Genomic DNA, 17094 nt, shown 5'->3' on the forward strand with positions numbered 1-17094 from the left:
CCGCCCGCGGTTTTTCCGAGGTCTCGCATGTCCGACATGATCACGGTGACACTCCCCGACGGAAGCCAGAAGCAGACGGCCCGGGGCACCACCATCGCGGACTTCGTGCGTGAGAGCATTGGCGCCGGCCTGGCCAAGGCCGCCCTCTTCGCCCGCGTGAACGGCCAGGACATGGACCTGGTCCGGACGCTGGAAGAGGACGCGAAGCTCCAGATCTTCACGCCGAAGAGCCCCGAGTCGCTGGAGCTCATCCGCCACGACGCCGCCCACGTGGTCGCCAGCGCCGTGCAGCACCTGTTCCCCGGCACGCAGGTGACCATCGGTCCCGCGACGGAGGACGGCTTCTACTACGACTTCTTCCGCGAGAAGCCCTTTACGCCGGAGGAGCTGGAGAAGATCGAGGCCGCGGCCAACGCCGAGCTGAAGCAGGACATGCCCTTCGTCCGCACGGAAGTCGCCATGGACGAGGCCGTGCGCCTGTTCGAGGAGAAGGGCGAGAAGTTCAAGGTGGAGATCGTCAAGGACATCGCCGCCAGGGGCGCCAAGACGCTCACGCTCTACAAGCACGGCGACTGGGTGGACTTCTGCCTGGGGCCCCACGCCCCGAGCACCGGGAAGATCGGCGTCATCAAGATCCTCTCGTCCAGCGGCGCCTACTGGCGCGGCGACCACCGCAACCCGATGCTCCAGCGCGTCTACGGCACGGCCTTCTTCGACAAGAAGGCGCTGCAGGAGTACCTGACGCGCATCGAGGAGTCGAAGAAGCGCGACCACCGCAAGCTGGGCAAGGAGCTGGACCTCTTCCACTTCCACCCGTACGCGCCGGGCGCCGCCTTCTGGACGCCCAAGGGCACCGCGCTCTACCAGACGCTCTCCGACTGGATGCGCCACCTCACCGCCGAGGATGGCTATGTGGAGATCAAGACGCCCCTGATGTTCAACAAGGGGCTGTGGGAGACCAGCGGCCACTGGGGCAAGTACAAGGAGAACATGTTCCTGGTGCTCGACAGCGAGTCCGGCGAGCACGACTTCTCCCTCAAGCCGATGAACTGCCCGTCGCACCACCTGTTCTACGGCTTCAAGAAGCACAGCTACCGCGACCTGCCGCTGCGCTTCCACACGCAGGACGTGCTGCACCGCAACGAGGCGGCGGGTGCGCTCGGCGGGCTCACGCGCGTGCGCCAGTTCGCCCAGGACGACGCGCACATCTACTGCATGGAGAGCCAGATCACCGACGAGGTGCGGCGCTTCGTGAAGCTGTTGGACCGCGTCTACAAGGCGGTGGGCCTCACCTACGCGGTGAAGCTGTCCACGCGCCCCGAGCAGCGCCTGGGCGACGACTCCCTGTGGGACCGCGCCGAGGAGGGCCTCAAGGCCGCGCTGGAGTCGCTGGGCCTCGAGTACGAGCTGGCCCCGGGCGACGGCGCCTTCTACGGCCCGAAGATCGACTTCGCGGTGTCGGACAGCATCGGCCGCCGGTGGCAGCTGGGCACCATGCAGCTGGACTACCTGGCCCCGGAGCGCTTCGACCTCACCTACATCGGCGAGGACAACGCCCCGCACCGGCCGGTGGTGCTCCACCGCGCCATCTTCGGCTCCTTCGAGCGCTTCACCGCCATCCTCATCGAGCACTTCGCGGGCGCCTTCCCCGCGTGGCTGGCCCCGGTGCAGGCGGTGCTCGTCACCGTGGCGGACCGGCAGAACGACTACGCCCGCAAGGTGCGCGACACCCTCCGCGCCAAGGGCTACCGGGTGGAGTTCGACGAGCGCGGAATGACGCTCAACGCGAAGATCCGCGAGGCCCAGCTCCAGAAGGTGCCCTTCACCCTGGTGGTGGGGGACAACGAAGTCACCGGCGAGGGCGTCGCCCCGCGGCGCTACGGCGGTGAGGACCTCAAGACGATGAAGCTGACGGACTTCGAGGCCCTGCTGGCGAAGGAAGCCGCCCTGCCGTGAGCGACAGGGCCCGGCTGCCAGCCTGCTTGCTGACGGGCCTTGACTCCAGGTCGCACCCAAGTATCTTGGCGCACTTTCGAGGGGAGCAGGCGTAAGTTCCCTGTTTTTCGAGGATTCTCGCACCAGGCCGGGGAATCGTCGGCGCTGTGCAAGGAAGGATCAGGACCATGCCGAAGTTGAAGACCCGCAGCGGCGCGAAGAAGCGCTTCGAAGTGAAGAAGAGCGGCAAGGTGAAGCACGGCAAGGCCTTCGCCAAGCACCTCTTCACGTTCTCGAAGACGCCGAAGTCCAAGCGCGGCACCCGTGGCACCAGCCACCTCCGCGACATGGATGCGAAGAAGGTCATCAAGGAGATGTTCCCCTACGGGGGCTGAGAGAGTCGGCAGTTCGCGTGGCCTCGTCGGAGCGGCGGTACGCTGGCGCTGAGGGGCTTCAAACTACGCAGTCCGGAGTGAGCAAGTCATGCGCGTCAAAAAGGGTGTAAAGGCTCGTCGCCGTCGCAATAGGATTTTGAAGCTGGCCAAGGGTTACCGTGGCCGTCGGAAGAACTGCTACAAGCGCGCCAACCAGGCCGTGGAGCGGGCGCTCGACTACGCCAGCCGCGACCGCATGGCTCGCAAGCGCAACTTCCGCCGCCTGTGGATCGTCCGCATCAACGCGGCCGCCCGCACGGTGGGCCTGTCCTACTCGAAGCTGATCGCTGGCCTCGCCAAGGCGGGCATCGGTCTGGACCGCAAGGTCCTGTCCGACATGGCCATCGCGGATCCCTCGGGTTTTACGGCCGTCGCCAACATCGCGAAGGCGGCCTGAGACACGCCGGCCCGACGAGGGCTGGCAACAGAACGGATGGGGCAAGGGGCTTCGGCCCGTAGCCCCTCCGGGTGAGTGAACGGGCCGCCTGGACAGGGCGGCCCTTTTTTTTGCCTCGAGGCCCACGGGCCTGGCGGGGCGTAGAACGGAGGCGGTAGGCCATGCGGGATCGATTGCTGGCGCTGGCGGAGGCCGCGAAGCAGGAGATTGGCGTCGCGTCGGAGCGGTCCGCGGTGGAGGCGCTTCGCGTCCGCTACCTGGGCAAGAAGGGCGAGCTGTCCGGCGTACTGGGCGGCATGGGCAAGCTGGCCCCGGACGAGCGGCGCGCCCTGGGCGAGGTGGCCAACACCGTCAAGGCGGAGCTGGAGAAGCTGCTCGCGGACGCCCTGCAGCGGGTGGAAGAGGCGGCGCTGGCGGCCGAGCTCAAGGGGCCCGGGCTGGACGTGACGCTGCCGGGGCGCGCGGTGATGCCGGGCAGCCGGCACCCGGTGTCCCGGACGATGGAGGACATCGTCCGGACGTTCTCCCGGCTCGGCTTCGACGTGGCCAGCGGCCCGGAAATCGAGCTGGACTACTTCAACTTCGAGGCGCTGAACCTGCCGAAGGACCACCCCGCGCGGGACATGCAGGACACCTTCTACGTGGAGGAGTCCTCGCTGGGCCACGCGAAGAAGGCGGACAGCGCGGTGCTGCTGCGCACGCACACGTCGCCGGTGCAGGTGCGGTACATGCTCAACCGCAAGCCGCCCATCCGCGCGGTGATGCCGGGGCGGGTGTACCGCCGCGACTCGGACATCACCCACACGCCCATGTTCCACCAGGTGGAGGGGCTGCTGGTGGACAAGGACGTGACGTTCGCTGAGCTGAAGGGCTCGCTGGACGCCTTCGTGAAGGCGTTCTTCGGCTCGGACACGCGCACGCGCTTCCGCCCGTCCTTCTTCCCCTTCACCGAGCCCTCGGCGGAGGTGGACATCTCCTGCACCTCGTGCGGCGGGAAGGGATGCCGGGTGTGCAAGCAGACGGGGTGGCTGGAGGTGCTGGGCAGCGGCATGGTGCACCCCAACGTCTTCACCTCCGCGGGGTATGACCCGGGCGAGGTGACGGGCTACGCGTTCGGCATGGGCGTGGAGCGCATCGCCATGCTGCGCTACCGCATCGACGACCTGCGGATGATGTTCGAGAACGACGCGCGGTTCCTCGAGCAGTTCTGAGTCCTGTGGGGGCCTGGCCGTGGACCCGCTTCGGTGGAAGCGGGGAGGCTGTGCCCCCGTGTTCCAGCCGGTAGGGAAGAGGGTGGACCTGTGAAGATTTCGGTGAAGTGGCTGGGCGATTACGTGGCGCTGTCGCCGTCGGTGGACGAGCTGGCGCGCAAGCTGACCGCCGCGGGCCTGGAGATTGAGGGGCTGGAGCGTCCGGCCGAGGGACTGCGCGGCGTGGTGGTGGCGCAGATCAAGGAGTCCGTGCAGCACCCCAACGCGGACAAGCTGTCCGTCACGCAGGTGGACATCGGCGGGACGGCGCTGCTGCAGGTGGTGTGCGGCGCGAAGAACTACAAGGTCGGCGACAAGGTGCCGCTGGCCACGGTGGGCACGAAGCTGCCCAACGGCGTGGAGATCAAGCAGGCGGCGCTGCGCGGCGTGGACAGCTTCGGCATGCTCTGCTCGTCGAAGGAGCTGGGGCTGAGCGAGGAGTCCAGCGGGCTGCTCATCCTCCCGCCGGCCACGCGCGTGGGCCAGCCCATCGCGGAGGCGGTGGGGTTGGATGACGTGGTGCTGGAGGTGAACGTCACCCCGAACCGGCCGGACGCGCTCAGCCACCTGGGCGTGGCGCGCGAGGTGGGCGTGGTGACGGGCGCGGCGCTGAAGGTGCCCCAGGCGAAGCCCCCGGAGTCCGGCACGCCGGCGTCGGAGCGCGTGAAGGTGCGCGTGGAGGACGGGGCGCGCTGCCCGCGCTACGTGGCGCGCGTGGTGGAGAACGTCACCATCGGCCCGTCGCCGCAGTGGATGCAGGACCGGCTGAAGGCGTGCGGCGTGCGCGCCATCAACAACGTGGTGGACGTCACCAACTACGTGAACCTGGAGTACGGGCAGCCGCTGCACGCGTTCGACCTGGACAAGCTGGGCGGGCAGGAGATCGTCGTCAGGACGGCGAAGAAGGGCGAGAAGCTCACCACGCTGGACGGCAAGGAGCGGACGCTGGACGCGGACGACCTGGTCATCGCGGACGGGAGCCGGGCGCAGGCGCTGGCGGGGGTGATGGGCGGCGGGGACAGCGAGGTGACGCCGGGAACGAAGCGCCTGGTGCTGGAGTCGGCGAACTTCCAGGGCTCCGGGGTGCGGCGGACGGCGAAGCGGCACGTGCTGCACACGGAGGCGTCGCACCGCTTCGAGCGCGGCGCGGACCTGGACGCGGTGGTGCCCGCCATCGACCGGGCGGCGCAGCTCATCGCCGAGCTGGCCGGCGGCACGGTGGCTCCGGGCCGGGTGGACGTGTACCCGGCGCCGCAGCCGGCGCGGAAGGTGACGCTGCGCTTCGCGCGGGTGGAGAAGGTGCTGGGCGTGGCGGTGGCGGAGGGCGAGGTGCGGCGCATCCTCGCGGCGCTGGGCTTCAAGGCGGTGGAGGAGGGGACGGGGCAGGCGACGTACGAGGTGCCCCGGGCGCGCGTGGACGTGGAGCGTGAGGAGGACCTGCTGGAGGAGGTCGCCCGCGTGTACGGCTACGACAACATCCCGGCGAAGCTGCCGCGCGGGCTGGCGGAGCTGGCGCCCGAGCCCGCGCACGCCGAGGCCGAGCGGCGGATGCGCCAGGCGCTGGCGGGGGCGGGGCTGGACGAGGTGGTGAACTACTCGTTCGTCGCGCCGAAGAGCCTGGAGGTGCTGGGTGGGAAGGAGCAGCCGGTGGCGCTGCTCAACCCGCTGAGCGCGGAGCAGTCGGTGATGCGCACCAGCCTGCTGCCGGGCCTGCTGGAGAACCTGTCGCGCAGCGTGCGGCACCAGGTGGAGACGGTGGCCATCTACGAGACGGGCCGGGCGTACTTCCGGGACGCCGGGGGTGGACAGGGGCAGCGGCCCGCGGCGCGCGAAGTGGCCCGGGTGGGCGGCCTGGTGTGGGGCCTGCGGGGTGGGCGGAGCTGGACGCAGAAGGACGCGAAGGCGGACTTCTACGACGCGAAGGGTGCGGTGGAGGCGGTGCTGGGGGCGCTGCGGGTGGAGGGCGTCACCTTCTCGCCGGCCGAGCCTCCGGCGTACCACCCGAAGGCCTGTGCGCAGGTGAAGGCGGCGGACGGCACGGTGCTGGGGCACGTGGGGGAGCTGCACCCGCGCGTGGTGAAGGCGCTGGGACTTCCGGAGGGGGTGTTCGCCTTCGAGCTGGACACGGAGCCGCTGTACGCGGCGGCCCGGCTGGTGCCCGAGTACCAGCCGCTGCCACGCTTCCCGGCGGTGCTGCGCGACCTGGCAGTGGTGGTGCCGCTGGAGCTGGCGAACGACGAGGTGCGGCGGGTCATCCTGGAGGTGGGGAAGCCGCTGGTGGAGGAGGCCCAGGTGTTCGACGTGTACACGGGCAAGCAGATTGCGGAGGGGCAGAAGAACCTGGCGTACGCGCTGCGCTACCGGTCAGCCGAGCGGACGTTGACCGACGTGGAGGTCAACGAGGCGCACCAGCGCATCGTCGATCAGGTGAAGCAGCGGCTGGGGGCCGCGCTGCGCGCCTGAATTCCTGAATGAAGTCAGAGGGTTGACACTCCTCCGGTAAGACTGCAACAGTGCCTCCGCGTTCATCGCACCGAGGGCATCCCGAGGAATCGCATGACGAAGGCGGACATCATCGAGGGCGTCTACGAGAAGGTCGGCTTCTCGAAGAAGGAGTCGGCCGAGATCGTGGAGCTCGTGTTCGACACCTTGAAGGAGACGCTGGAGCGCGGGGACAAGATCAAGATCTCCGGGTTCGGCAACTTCCAGGTGCGCCAGAAGAAGGCGCGCGTGGGTCGCAACCCGCAGACCGGCAAGGAGATCGAGATCTCGGCGCGCCGGGTGCTGACCTTCCGGCCGAGCCAGGTGCTGAAGAGCGCCCTGAACGGGGAGGCACCGCCGGAGGATCACGCGGAGATCGACGCGCGGGAGGAGGCGGCGGCGGACGCGGCGGAGGCCCGGGGCGAGGACTTCGACGAGGAGGGAATGGAGGACTCGGAAGCGTGAGTTTTCCCACCGCGCCGTGCTGCTCTTGCTTGACCTGACCGTCATGTGGGGGCATAAGGGCGCGCACCGTTTCACGACGGTGGCAGCAGCAGTGCCGGGGCGTAGCGCAGCCTGGTAGCGCACTTGCTTGGGGTGCAAGTGGTCGCAGGTTCAAATCCTGTCGCCCCGACCATCGAAGGCCCTGGAGTTCTTGGCGAAAGCCGGGGCTCCAGGGCCTTCACCTTTTGGGGCTCCCAGGCTCCAGCTGCGAACTGGCAGCAAGCGGGGAGGGCTCGTTGACGGAGGATAGGTGGCATGACGCGCACCGAGGCCCAAACCCGAGCTCACCGCATCGACGCCGACTTGGCGCGTGCCGGCTGGTCGAGTGCTCGGCGCAATCTGCTCGAAGAAGTGCTTCTGCGCACGGGCGAGCAAGAGGGCGAGTACGACGGCCGCAGCTTCGCCGACTATGTCCTGCTCAACGCCGCAGGCAACCCCATCGCCATTGTCGAAGCCAAGCGCAGCAGCCGAGATGAACTGGCCGGCAAGCGGCAAGCGGCCGAATACGCCGATGCCATCCGTACTAGGTTCGGCATCGACCCCTTCGTCTACCTCACCAACGGCCGCGAGATTCAATTCTGGGACCGTGACCGCTACCCGCCGCGCCCAGTGGCGGGTTTCCATACCCCTGAAGACCTGGAGCGCTTGCTCCATCAGCGGCGCTACGCACAGCCTCTGGGTACTGTGGCTATCGAGCCGCGCATCGCGGGCCGTGACTACCAGGCCGAGGCCATCCGGCGCGTGGCGGAGGGCATCGAAGCTGCCAGGCGTCGCTTCCTGCTCGTCATGGCCACTGGCACGGGCAAGACCCGCACCACCATTGCATTGGTGGACCTGCTGCTGAGGGCGAAGCGTGTACAGCGCGTGCTGCTCTTGGCCGACCGGCGCGAGTTGGTGCGTCAGGCCATGATGGAGTTCAAGACCCGCCTGCCGAATGAAAGCCTGGCTCGCATCGAAGGCGGCGAAGCGCCCACCGCGCGCATCCACTTCGCCACCTACCCGAGCATGATGCAAGTCTACGAGCGCTTGTCGGTTGGCCACTACGACCTCATCATCGCCGATGAAAGCCACCGCTCCATCTACCAGCGCTACAAGGCGCTGCTCGACCATTTCGATGCCTTGGTGCTGGGACTGACCGCCACGCCCACCGATTACATCGACCACAACACCTTCCAGCTCTTCGCCTGTGACGACGGCGTGCCCACCTACCTCTACAGCTACGAGCAGGCGGTGGCCGCCGGCAACTTGGTCAATTACCGCGTGTTGAACGCGCAAACCCAGTTCCAGATCCAAGGCATCCAGGGCGAGGCGCTGCCCGAACCGCTCAAGCAAATGGCGCTCGATCAGGGCGTGGACCTCGAAGAACTCGACTTTGAAGGCAGCGACCTGGAAAAGTCTATCGTCAACCAGGGCACCAACGATGCCATCGTGCGCGAGTTCATGGTCCGTTGCCGCAGGGATGCCCAAGGCCTACCGCACAAGACCATTGTCTTTGCCGTCAGCCACGCCCACGCCAAGCGTCTATACGAGAGCTTCAACCGCCTCTACCCCGAGCTGCAAAGCCAGGGGCTGGCCGAGATCATCGACAGCTACATAGAGCGTGCCGACGCGCTGCTCGACGATTTCAAATTCAAGTCCATGCCGCGCGTGGCCATCTCGGTGAACATGCTCGACACCGGCGTGGACGTGCCCGCCCTACAGAACCTTGTGTTCGCCAAGCCGGTATTCAGCCGCGTCAAGTTCTGGCAGATGCTCGGCCGTGGCACCCGGCTCCATACCGACCCGGCCACAGGCGAGCGCAAGCGCGATTTTCTCATCATCGACCATTGGAAGAACTTCGCCTATTTCCAGCTCAACCCTGAAGGTGAAACCGAACGCCCCAGCGAACCGCTGCCCGTGCGGCTGTTCCGCCTGCGCCTGGAGCGCTGGCTGCTCGAACACGCCCAGCAGCGCCCCACCGACGTGACCGTCGCGCGGCTGCAAGCCATGCTGGGCGCGTTGCCACGCCAGAGCGTCGACGTGCGCCCGCATGTCGAGACGTTGGACCGCCTGGCGCAACAGTGGCCATTCCCGGAATCGGCCCCCATCGAGCATCTGTCGCACGCGCTGGCGCCGCTGCTGCGGCTGGTGCCCGGCCAGGCCATCGACGAGCTGCAGTGGCGCATCTGGTGCGAACGCGCCGCCATGGCTCACGTGTTGGGCCGCGCCGAGGAGCTGGCCCGCCTCCAGCAACGCATTCAAGACGCCCTGCTGCGACTGGCCGACGACATCCCCGAGGTTCGCACCCATGCCCAAGCGCGCGCCTTCGCGCTCTCGCCCGGCTTCTGGCAACATCTGGATCCGCCGCGCCTGGACGAGCTGCAAGACCGCTTCGCGCCGCTGATGCGCTTTCGTGTGCGCGAAGGCGGGCAACCGATCGAAATCAACCTGCCCGACCGCATTGCCCAGCGCAGTTGGATCATCTACGGCCCTACCGGCGAAGGCGCCTTCGCCGACAGATACCGCGAACAGGTCGAAGCCTTCGTGCGCCGGCTGGCCGACGAACATCCGGCCTTGGCCAGGCTCAAGCGCGGCGAAGCCCTGAGCGATGACGAGTTCGACCAGATCGCCGCTACGCTCAACCAAGCCGACCTGTTCGTGACCACCGACACCCTGCGCCAGGCCTTCGACGCACCGCAGGCCTCGCTGGTCGAACTGTTGCGCCACATCCTGTGCGAAGACGCCCGCCTGCCCGATCGCGAGGCCCGCGTGCAGGCCGCCTTCGACGCCTTCCTCGCCGCCCATCCCGGGCTGCGAGCCAACCAACTGGCCTTCCTGCGCGCCGTCAAGGCCGCCGTGCTGCGCCACGGCCGCGTCACTCGCGCCGCACTGTCGCAGGCGCCGCTGGTCAATGTTGGCCACGTGGAAGCCTTGTTCGCGCCGCGGGACATCGACGAACTCCTCGCGCTGGCTGAACGTTTGGCTGACCGCGCCGCCTGAACCCCGAGAATCGAGACATCGCCATGCTTGCCCCCCACCTGCGCAAAAAAGTCGACAAACTCTGGGACCGCTTCTGGTCCGCCGGCCTCACCAATCCATTGGTCGCCGTCGAGCAAATCACCTATCTGCTTTTCCTCAAACGGCTGGAAGACCTGGATCGCGAGCGCGTCCGAGCCGGCAAGCACTCCGTCTATGCCAAGCGCCTTCCCGAGGACAAGGCTGAGTTCGACGGCGAAACCTGCCGCTGGCGTTACATCCGCCAGGAGAGCACCAACACGAGGCATCTGATTGAAGTCGTCTTTCCCTGGCTGCGCACGCTGGACAAGCGCTTGTCAGAGCACGAAGAGGGCACCGAACTCGAAGGCCTCGATGGCCGCATGGCCGATGCCTATTTCCAGCTCGACCCCAACAAGGGCCAGGTGCTGCACGACGCGGTTCAGCTCATCGACGAGCTATTTGTCCAGGCTGGCGATGGCAGCGCCGCGCAAGACCTGATGGGCGACGCCTTCGAATACCTGCTCTCGGAAGTGGCCACCGCCGGCAAGAACGGCCAGTTCCGCACACCGCGCCACCTCATCCGCTTCATGGTGGAGTTGCTCGCGCCCCGGCCCGGTGAGCGCCTGATCGACCCCGCCGCCGGCACTGGCGGCTTCTTGTTCAGCGCCCAGCAGTTCCTGCGACGGCAGCTGTCCGCGCCAGACAACGTGCGCCTGGAGTGGGACGGCGCGCCGCACCGCATCGACACCGCCCAGGCCAGCGCAGAAGAGCTGGAACGCCTCAACGATGGCCACTGCTACGTGGGAATCGACAATGACCGCACCATGGCCCGCATCGGTTGGATGAACCTGGTGCTCCACGACGTCCACAACCCGCAGCTGCAGCAAGGCGACTCCCTCTCCAAACGCGAAGGCAAGCCGGAGCTGGCCCCCCTGCTCGCCAGCGAGAGCTATCGCTATGTCCTGGCCAACCCGCCTTTCACCGGCACCGTGGACACCGCGGACCTGGAACGCGACCCCCTGCTCTTTCCCCGCGCCGGTACCAAGGGCAAAAAGAAGGATGAGGTGCTGACCAACAAAAGCGAGCTGCTCTTCCTGTGGCTGATGCTGGACCTGCTAGAGGTCGGCGGCCGTTGCGCGGTTATCGTCCCGGAAGGGGTGCTTTTCGGCAACACCGACGCGCACATCAAGCTGCGCCGTGAGCTGCTCACTGAGCATTGCGTCGAGGCCGTCATCTCGCTGCCCGGCGGCGTGTTCCAGCCCTACACGGGCGTGAAGACCTCCATCCTCGTCTTCCGCAAGGAAACCCCGCGGGGACGCAAGACCACGTTCGAGAAGACCACTCCACGCACCGAATGGGTGTGGTTCTATGAAGTGGTCGCCGACGGCTACATGCCGGACGCCAAACGCACCCCCCGCCCCGGGCAGGAAAACGACCTCTGGGACGCACTGGTTCAGTTTGCGCGCTGGCAGCGCGAAGGCCGCGCCGCCTTGGAGGGTGAGGCGCACTACCATCAACCGTGCTACTGGCGCGAACGCTGGCGCCAGGCCAGCTTGCGTGATGCCAGCGGCCAGCTCACCCCCGCCGGCTTTGCCTTCGCGGATGACGAGCAGGCCGCTCCAGCCTTCGACAACAAGACCTGGGCCATCCACGAGTTGTTCCCGGAGCTGCCCACTGATCCGGCAACCGCCGAAGCGTTCGTGAGCGAGCGCGTCGCGCCGCGGCTCGCCGACGTCGCCGCACGGCACTTCGCCCACGCTGGCAAGACCGCCAGCACCAAATGGAACAGCGCGGTGCGTGAGCTCCAGCGCTATTTTGAAGACGAAGGGCTCGCTCTGACGCTGTGGAAACAGCTCTGTCGCGTGGCACAGGAGCAGGTGCCCGAAGAACCGAACGTCGAGCCGCTGCCCGACTTGGTGGATGCCCTCGCCCCGCTGGCCCGCGACGTGGCCAAGGTGGACGGCTACGACCTTTGGCTGCGCAGCGCCGACATTAACCAGGCACGCCCGGCCAACGTGCGCAAATGCTGGACCGTGCCGTTGCGCGCCTGGGCGGTGGATACCGAATGGCGCTCAGCCGACGGTACCCTGCAAGGCTCGCACGATGCCACGGGCCTGGTGCGCCCCGAATATGTGGCCGAAAAGCAGCTGCGGCTCTATGACGGCGACACCCTTGATGCCGCGCTGCTCGACCCCGACTGCATCGAAGCACGCGACTGGAACCTCTCCGCGGGCCAGTACAAGCCTTTCGACCTGGCCGAGATGACCAGCGACGTGTCGGTCACCGATCTCATCGAAGAACTACGCGCCTTCGAGCACGGCATCCTCAAGAGGCTGGACCGCCTGCAGGCCATGATGGAGGGGCGGGTATGAAGTGGCCGCAGGGGTGGCGGGAAACCTCTCTACTACAGGTGTGCGAGCTGAATCCGCGCCTCACCGCCGAAGAAAAGCCGGCTGGTGACACACCTGTCAGTTTCGTTCCCATGTCCGCGGTGGATGAATCCATCGGTGCGATCATCGAACCAGAGACGCGCAGCTTCGCGGAAGTGCAGAAAGGGTATACGCCGTTCCGCGAGGGTGACCTTCTGTTTGCCAAGGTCACACCGTGCATGGAGAACGGAAAGGCGGCTCTTGCACGTGACCTGGTGAACGGTTTCGGTTTCGGCTCCACCGAATTCCATGTTCTGAGGCCAATGCCAAACGTGCTATTGGCTGAATTCTTGTTCCACTTCGTTCGGCAGTCCTGGTTTCGAGCGCAAGCGGCTGCTGCATTCGTTGGCACGGGGGGGTTGCAGCGCGTTCCACCCGAATTCTTCAAACGCGTCAGACTTCCGCTCCCCCCGCTCCCCGAACAGCAACGCATCGTCGAGATGCTGCGGGAGGCGGATGCGCTGGTCCAGGACAAGTCAAGCGCGGCTCAACGCTTCGACAAACTGGTCCAAGCGCGCTACCGGCAGCAGTTCGGCCCCTACTTCGCGAGCGACGGCCTGCGCAGTCCTGTGCGTATCGGTGAATATCTGGAAAGCGCCCAGTACGGCATTTCCGAGGCCATGGGCGAATCGGGCAGCCATGCCGTGCTGCGGATGAACAGCATCACCACCTCCGGTTGGTGGAATCTGCGCGACCTCAAGTACGCGGATGTCTCCACTCGCGACGCCAAGGCCACCGAGTTGCGCGATGGAGACGTGCTGTTCAACCGCACCAACTCCAAGGAGTTGGTGGGGAAATGTGCCATCTGGCGCGACGCGGCGGGGCGGTTCAGCTTTGCGTCCTACCTGGTGCGCCTTCGGTTGAAGAAGGGGCTATGGCCCGAGTTCCTGTGGGCCACGCTCAACAGCCCTTATGGCAAGTATCGGCTGTTCAATGCCGCCAAACAGGCCGTCAGCATGGCCAACGTCAGCCCCACCGACCTGGCCCGCATCACCATTCCGTTGCCATCGCCGGAAGAACAGCAGGCCTTCGCCGATTTCGTTCGCGACATCGAAGCCCAGCGCAAGCAGTTGATTGAAACCGTGGAGTCTTTCGACAAGCTGATGCCAGCCCTGGTCGCGCAAGCCCTCTCGGGCCGCCTTACCGCCGCCTGGCGCGAGCAACACCGCGCCGAGCTGGACGCCGCCATCCGCGCGCGCGACGAAGCCCTTGGTGCGCCCACGCGGAGCGAGGCGGTGCAGCCCACCGTGCGCGCGCCACCCGAGCGTTCCACGGGCTTTGCCCGCCCGCGCCGGCAGGCCCTGATCGATCAGCTCTCCGCTTTTCAGCGAGAGGTGTTGAGCACGCTGCGCCACGAGTGGCGCAGCGCGGTGCTGGTCGATGACCCGGCGGTGTTCGATGACTTCTGCACCAGCCCGCGGACGGCCTGGCGGCTGGAGGGCTTCGCCGCCGGGCGTGACGAGGTGCGCCGCGCGCTGGAGCAGCTGGCGGCGATGGGCCTCGTCCGCAAGATGAGCCTGCCACACGACAACCGGTCTACCCTCCGCACCGAGTTCCTGACCGCCTTTCGCCCGCTGCGCGGAGACGAAACCGGCAGCCGCGCCGAGGAAGACACGGCCTTGCAGGATGCCGAGCAGGTGGTCGAGAAACTCAAGCGCCGCGAGCAAGAGGGGCGCTGAATGCGGCTGCGCTACCTGCACCTGGCGCATTACCCGCCGCTGGCGGATCTGGCGGTGGACTTCAGCCTGCGCGCGCCCTGGGGGGCCTTCGAGCCGCGGGGTGGGGCTGCAAACTGCTCCATCCATTTCGTGATTGGCTTGAACGGCAGCGGCAAGAGCCATCTGCTACGCGCCGTCTCCTCCACCTTCCTCGCCTTGGCTGATGAGCGCCTGCCGCCATTCCCGGTGAGCCTGGTCTATGAGCTGGGCCGCCCGGGTGAGAGCGGGCACCGCACGCTGATCTTCGATTGCCCGGGCGAGCAGCACGCCACCAGCTTGTGGCTGGCCGAGGGCTGGGCTTTTGACGACACCACCGAACGCGAGACGTTCCAAAACGCCATCGACTATCTGCGTCAGGTAGACAGCTCGCTGGAGGGGCCGCTATCGGTTTTCAGAGCACGCATCGCACGCGGCGACTACCCGCAGGCCGCGCCGGATGCGCTGCCACGCGCGGTGCTGGCCTACACCTCCGGGCTGATCGATGCGTGGCGCGAGGCCTGGCAGCCGCCGGTGGAGGGCGAGGCGCTGGACCTGGTCACCCATGCCGAGGACTACGACCCTAAAATCGAACGTCCGCCGGGCTGGACCGCCGAAGACGAAGCCCGCACGATGCTCGAAGGCGACAGCTTCGATGAGCCGGTTGCGGCTCCGTCCGCAGTTGGCGAAGCCAGCCCCAAAGACCTGTTCCTCCGCCCGCTGCTGCTGGAATCAATGGAGCTGGCCAGCGCACTGCTGGCCGTGGCGCTGCAAGGCGCCGAACGCCGCCGGCTGGGGCAGGAGGACCAAGGGCTCGCGGACTTGTTCGTCAAGGCCGGTTGGCACCGCCTGGTCGGCGTACGCTTGCGGCTCAACCTGGCTCGGGCGCTGACGGCCCAGCGTGCCCTGCTGACCCGCCTGCACGATGCGCTGCTGGCTGCGGGCGAAGTAATCGCCGAGCCGCACCCCACCGAGAAGTGGCGCAGCCTGTACTTCGATATCGAAGGGCCGCTGCCGCAAGACCGCGGCAAGTTCGCGGACCAGGCACGCTTCGAAAAGCTCGGAACACAAGGCGAGGCGCTCCATGCGCTCCTGGGAGAACTGGGGGACACGGCTTTCGAGCGCTTTGGTGCTTTGCTCGCTTGGCGTCGGCATGGGCTGCTGGAAGGCCTGGAGCTCTTCATCCGCCGCACTGACAGACCCGAGGAGGAACGGCTCGACAGTTTGGATGACGTAGGCGTGTTGCGCTACAGCGAGCTGTCCGATGGCGAGCGCATGGTGCTGGGCCGCTGGGCGCTGTTCCACCTGCTGGCCAGGCAGGATGACGCGCTCCTGCTGCTGGATGAGCCCGAGACCCATTTCAACGACGCCTGGAAGCGCGAGATCGTCGGTGTGGTGGACGATGCCATGGGCGCGGATGCCAGCCAGGTGCTGATTGCCACCCACTCAGCCATCGTGCTCTCGGACGTCTTTGACGACGAGGTGGTGCTGATCCGCAAGACCGACGGCCGGTCCACCGCCGCGCAGGTCTCCGACCGCACCTTCGCCACCGACCCCAGTGCACTGATGATGACGGTGTTTGGCGCCGACGACAGCATCGGCGTGCGCGCCCAGCGCCGCATCGAAGCCTTCATTCAAGCCGCATCTGTCAAGACCCACCCCAGCCAGGAAGACGTGCGCCAACTGCATGCGCTCATCCGCCGTATGGGCACGGGCTTCTACCGCACCGAGCTGCAAACCCTGCTGAACCGCTGGCAGCAGGCGCCGGACCTGCGCGCCATCGAGCAAGTGATCCCGGTACTGCAATCCGATCCTCTGAGGGACGAGCTCCGCGCGCTGCTCCTCAAAGCCCGGCAAGCCACCCCTGGTACGGCGGAGGAGGGTGATGCTTAAACCCATTCACCGCGTCAACTGCCTCCCCGCCCTCGCGGCCTGCCAGCGCCTGATGCAGCGTTTTGTGCTGTGGCTGTGCGATGCGAACGTGCATGGGACGGATGTGACCGAGGCCAATCTGCGGGCTCAAATGCCCAGCACCATCGAAGGCGAGTGGCTATGTGTGCTGGTTGCTGTCGACCAGCGATCGACGACGAAGACAAAGAAGCTGCTGGAGGACGCCAAGGCCATTGCCGATCTGCCCGCACAGGAAAAGCAGGGGCTGAAGCAATGGGTGCAGGCGGTGGCCAACCTCTCCCAACACTTCACTGCGGCGCCGCCCGCCGCCTTACCCATCGATGCGCCCAACGGCTGGAAAAAGCAGGGTAGGCAGTGGACGAGCTTCAAGGCGCTGATGGTGGCGTTCTACGAGGAGGGCCTGCGCGACGGCCTGCCTTACCAGAGCAACGGCACACCGACGGCTGACACCACGCTGCGCGTGACTTACAAACAATTCGAGCGCGAGTTCCGCCAGGCCCACCGCCTCGACCCACACCCGGACGCGCGCGAGGTCTGTGTGCTGTGCGGCGGCGAGTTGAAGCTGCCCGCCGTCGATCACTGGGTGGGCAAGGCCGCGTTCCCGCTGCTGGCCGTCTGCGCCGACAACCTGCTGCCCATCTGCGGCGAATGTAACGAAGCACCCCAAAAAGGTCAGAGGCCCGTCCACGCAGACGGCAACTTCACGGACTGGTTCCACCCCTACCACCGGCATTCCAGCGGCGCTCTGCGCTTGCGCTACGACGAGGTCGCCTTCGCCATCCGCGTCGATAGCAATGACCCAGCGCACATGCTGAAGGTGAGCAATCTGGACACGCTGCTCAACCTGGGCGAGCGCTGGACCCGGGAATTCAAGGCTGAATACCGCCGCGTGCAGCGCGAAGTCGAAAAGCTCCGGAAGAAACAGCCTGGCCTCACCCTCGACGAGGTGAGACTCCGACTCACTGACTATCGTGACCGCCTTTCGGATGCCGAGCCGAATGTCGATGTCCACCGCATCGTGGCAGAGACCGTGCTGACCCCGGCGCGGTTGAGTGCTTTGTAGCAAAGGCGCCGAATAGGCCC

The 17094-nt window shown here is 66.8% G+C and carries 11 protein-coding genes and 1 tRNA gene; all 12 read left to right on the top strand.

Features of this window, described 5'->3' with window-relative positions; genetic code table 11:
• Nucleotides 1-27 precede the first annotated feature (27 nt).
• The 12 genes from thrS (at nucleotide 28) to LXT23_RS32765 (ending at nucleotide 17074) form a co-directional block, all read left to right on the top strand.
• Nucleotides 28-1956 carry a threonine--tRNA ligase gene (thrS, locus tag LXT23_RS32710; RefSeq protein WP_253984294.1) on the top strand — a complete coding sequence of 643 codons (1929 nt, stop codon included), beginning with the start codon at nucleotides 28-30 and terminating at the stop codon, nucleotides 1954-1956.
• A 167-nt stretch (nucleotides 1957-2123) separates the two neighbouring features.
• Nucleotides 2124-2330, top strand: coding sequence for a 50S ribosomal protein L35 (gene rpmI, locus LXT23_RS32715; RefSeq protein WP_253984295.1), 207 nt, complete (start codon nucleotides 2124-2126; stop codon nucleotides 2328-2330).
• A gap of 88 nt (nucleotides 2331-2418) precedes the next feature.
• Nucleotides 2419-2766 (top strand): 50S ribosomal protein L20, encoded by a 348-nt coding sequence (gene rplT / locus LXT23_RS32720; RefSeq protein ID WP_253984296.1) that lies wholly within the window; start codon nucleotides 2419-2421, stop codon nucleotides 2764-2766.
• A gap of 161 nt (nucleotides 2767-2927) precedes the next feature.
• Nucleotides 2928-3977 carry a phenylalanine--tRNA ligase subunit alpha gene (pheS, locus tag LXT23_RS32725; RefSeq protein ID WP_253984297.1) on the top strand — a complete coding sequence of 350 codons (1050 nt, stop codon included), beginning with the start codon at nucleotides 2928-2930 and terminating at the stop codon, nucleotides 3975-3977.
• A gap of 90 nt (nucleotides 3978-4067) precedes the next feature.
• A complete protein-coding gene (gene pheT / locus LXT23_RS32730; protein ID WP_253984298.1) occupies nucleotides 4068-6479 on the top strand; it encodes a phenylalanine--tRNA ligase subunit beta in 2412 nt (803 codons plus the stop codon).
• A 93-nt stretch (nucleotides 6480-6572) separates the two neighbouring features.
• Nucleotides 6573-6962, top strand: coding sequence for an integration host factor subunit alpha (locus LXT23_RS32735; RefSeq protein ID WP_253984299.1), 390 nt, complete (start codon nucleotides 6573-6575; stop codon nucleotides 6960-6962).
• A gap of 95 nt (nucleotides 6963-7057) precedes the next feature.
• Nucleotides 7058-7134: transfer RNA gene (locus tag LXT23_RS32740), tRNA-Pro, on the top strand.
• A gap of 122 nt (nucleotides 7135-7256) precedes the next feature.
• Nucleotides 7257-9980, top strand: coding sequence for a type I restriction endonuclease subunit R (locus LXT23_RS32745; protein WP_253984300.1), 2724 nt, complete (start codon nucleotides 7257-7259; stop codon nucleotides 9978-9980).
• 23 nt (nucleotides 9981-10003) lie between these two features.
• On the top strand, nucleotides 10004-12349 hold the full coding sequence (locus LXT23_RS32750) for a type I restriction-modification system subunit M (protein WP_253984301.1): 2346 nt from the start codon (nucleotides 10004-10006) through the stop codon (nucleotides 12347-12349).
• Nucleotides 12346-14085 carry a restriction endonuclease subunit S gene (locus LXT23_RS32755; RefSeq protein WP_253984302.1) on the top strand — a complete coding sequence of 580 codons (1740 nt, stop codon included), beginning with the start codon at nucleotides 12346-12348 and terminating at the stop codon, nucleotides 14083-14085. The genes LXT23_RS32750 and LXT23_RS32755 overlap by 4 nt, the downstream gene beginning before the upstream one ends.
• Nucleotides 14086-15993, top strand: coding sequence for an AAA family ATPase (locus LXT23_RS32760; protein ID WP_253984303.1), 1908 nt, complete (start codon nucleotides 14086-14088; stop codon nucleotides 15991-15993). It begins immediately after the preceding gene.
• Nucleotides 15986-17074: a hypothetical protein gene (locus LXT23_RS32765; RefSeq protein ID WP_253984304.1), complete on the top strand. Its 1089-nt coding sequence runs from the start codon at nucleotides 15986-15988 to the stop codon at nucleotides 17072-17074. The genes LXT23_RS32760 and LXT23_RS32765 overlap by 8 nt, the downstream gene beginning before the upstream one ends.
• Nucleotides 17075-17094: the final 20 nt, after the last annotated feature.

The organism is Pyxidicoccus xibeiensis, assembly GCF_024198175.1.
In the GTDB taxonomy this organism is placed as follows: Bacteria; Myxococcota; Myxococcia; order Myxococcales; family Myxococcaceae; genus Myxococcus; species Myxococcus xibeiensis.

Coding starts and splice junctions, on each gene's coding strand:
- thrS (WP_253984294.1), top strand. CDS start 28: ATGTCCGACATGATCACGGTGACACTCCCCGACGGAAGCCAGAAGCAG.
- rpmI (WP_253984295.1), top strand. CDS start 2,124: ATGCCGAAGTTGAAGACCCGCAGCGGCGCGAAGAAGCGCTTCGAAGTG.
- rplT (WP_253984296.1), top strand. CDS start 2,419: ATGCGCGTCAAAAAGGGTGTAAAGGCTCGTCGCCGTCGCAATAGGATT.
- pheS (WP_253984297.1), top strand. CDS start 2,928: ATGCGGGATCGATTGCTGGCGCTGGCGGAGGCCGCGAAGCAGGAGATT.
- LXT23_RS32735 (WP_253984299.1), top strand. CDS start 6,573: ATGACGAAGGCGGACATCATCGAGGGCGTCTACGAGAAGGTCGGCTTC.
- LXT23_RS32745 (WP_253984300.1), top strand. CDS start 7,257: ATGACGCGCACCGAGGCCCAAACCCGAGCTCACCGCATCGACGCCGAC.
- LXT23_RS32750 (WP_253984301.1), top strand. CDS start 10,004: ATGCTTGCCCCCCACCTGCGCAAAAAAGTCGACAAACTCTGGGACCGC.
- LXT23_RS32755 (WP_253984302.1), top strand. CDS start 12,346: ATGAAGTGGCCGCAGGGGTGGCGGGAAACCTCTCTACTACAGGTGTGC.
- LXT23_RS32760 (WP_253984303.1), top strand. CDS start 14,086: ATGCGGCTGCGCTACCTGCACCTGGCGCATTACCCGCCGCTGGCGGAT.
- LXT23_RS32765 (WP_253984304.1), top strand. CDS start 15,986: ATGCTTAAACCCATTCACCGCGTCAACTGCCTCCCCGCCCTCGCGGCC.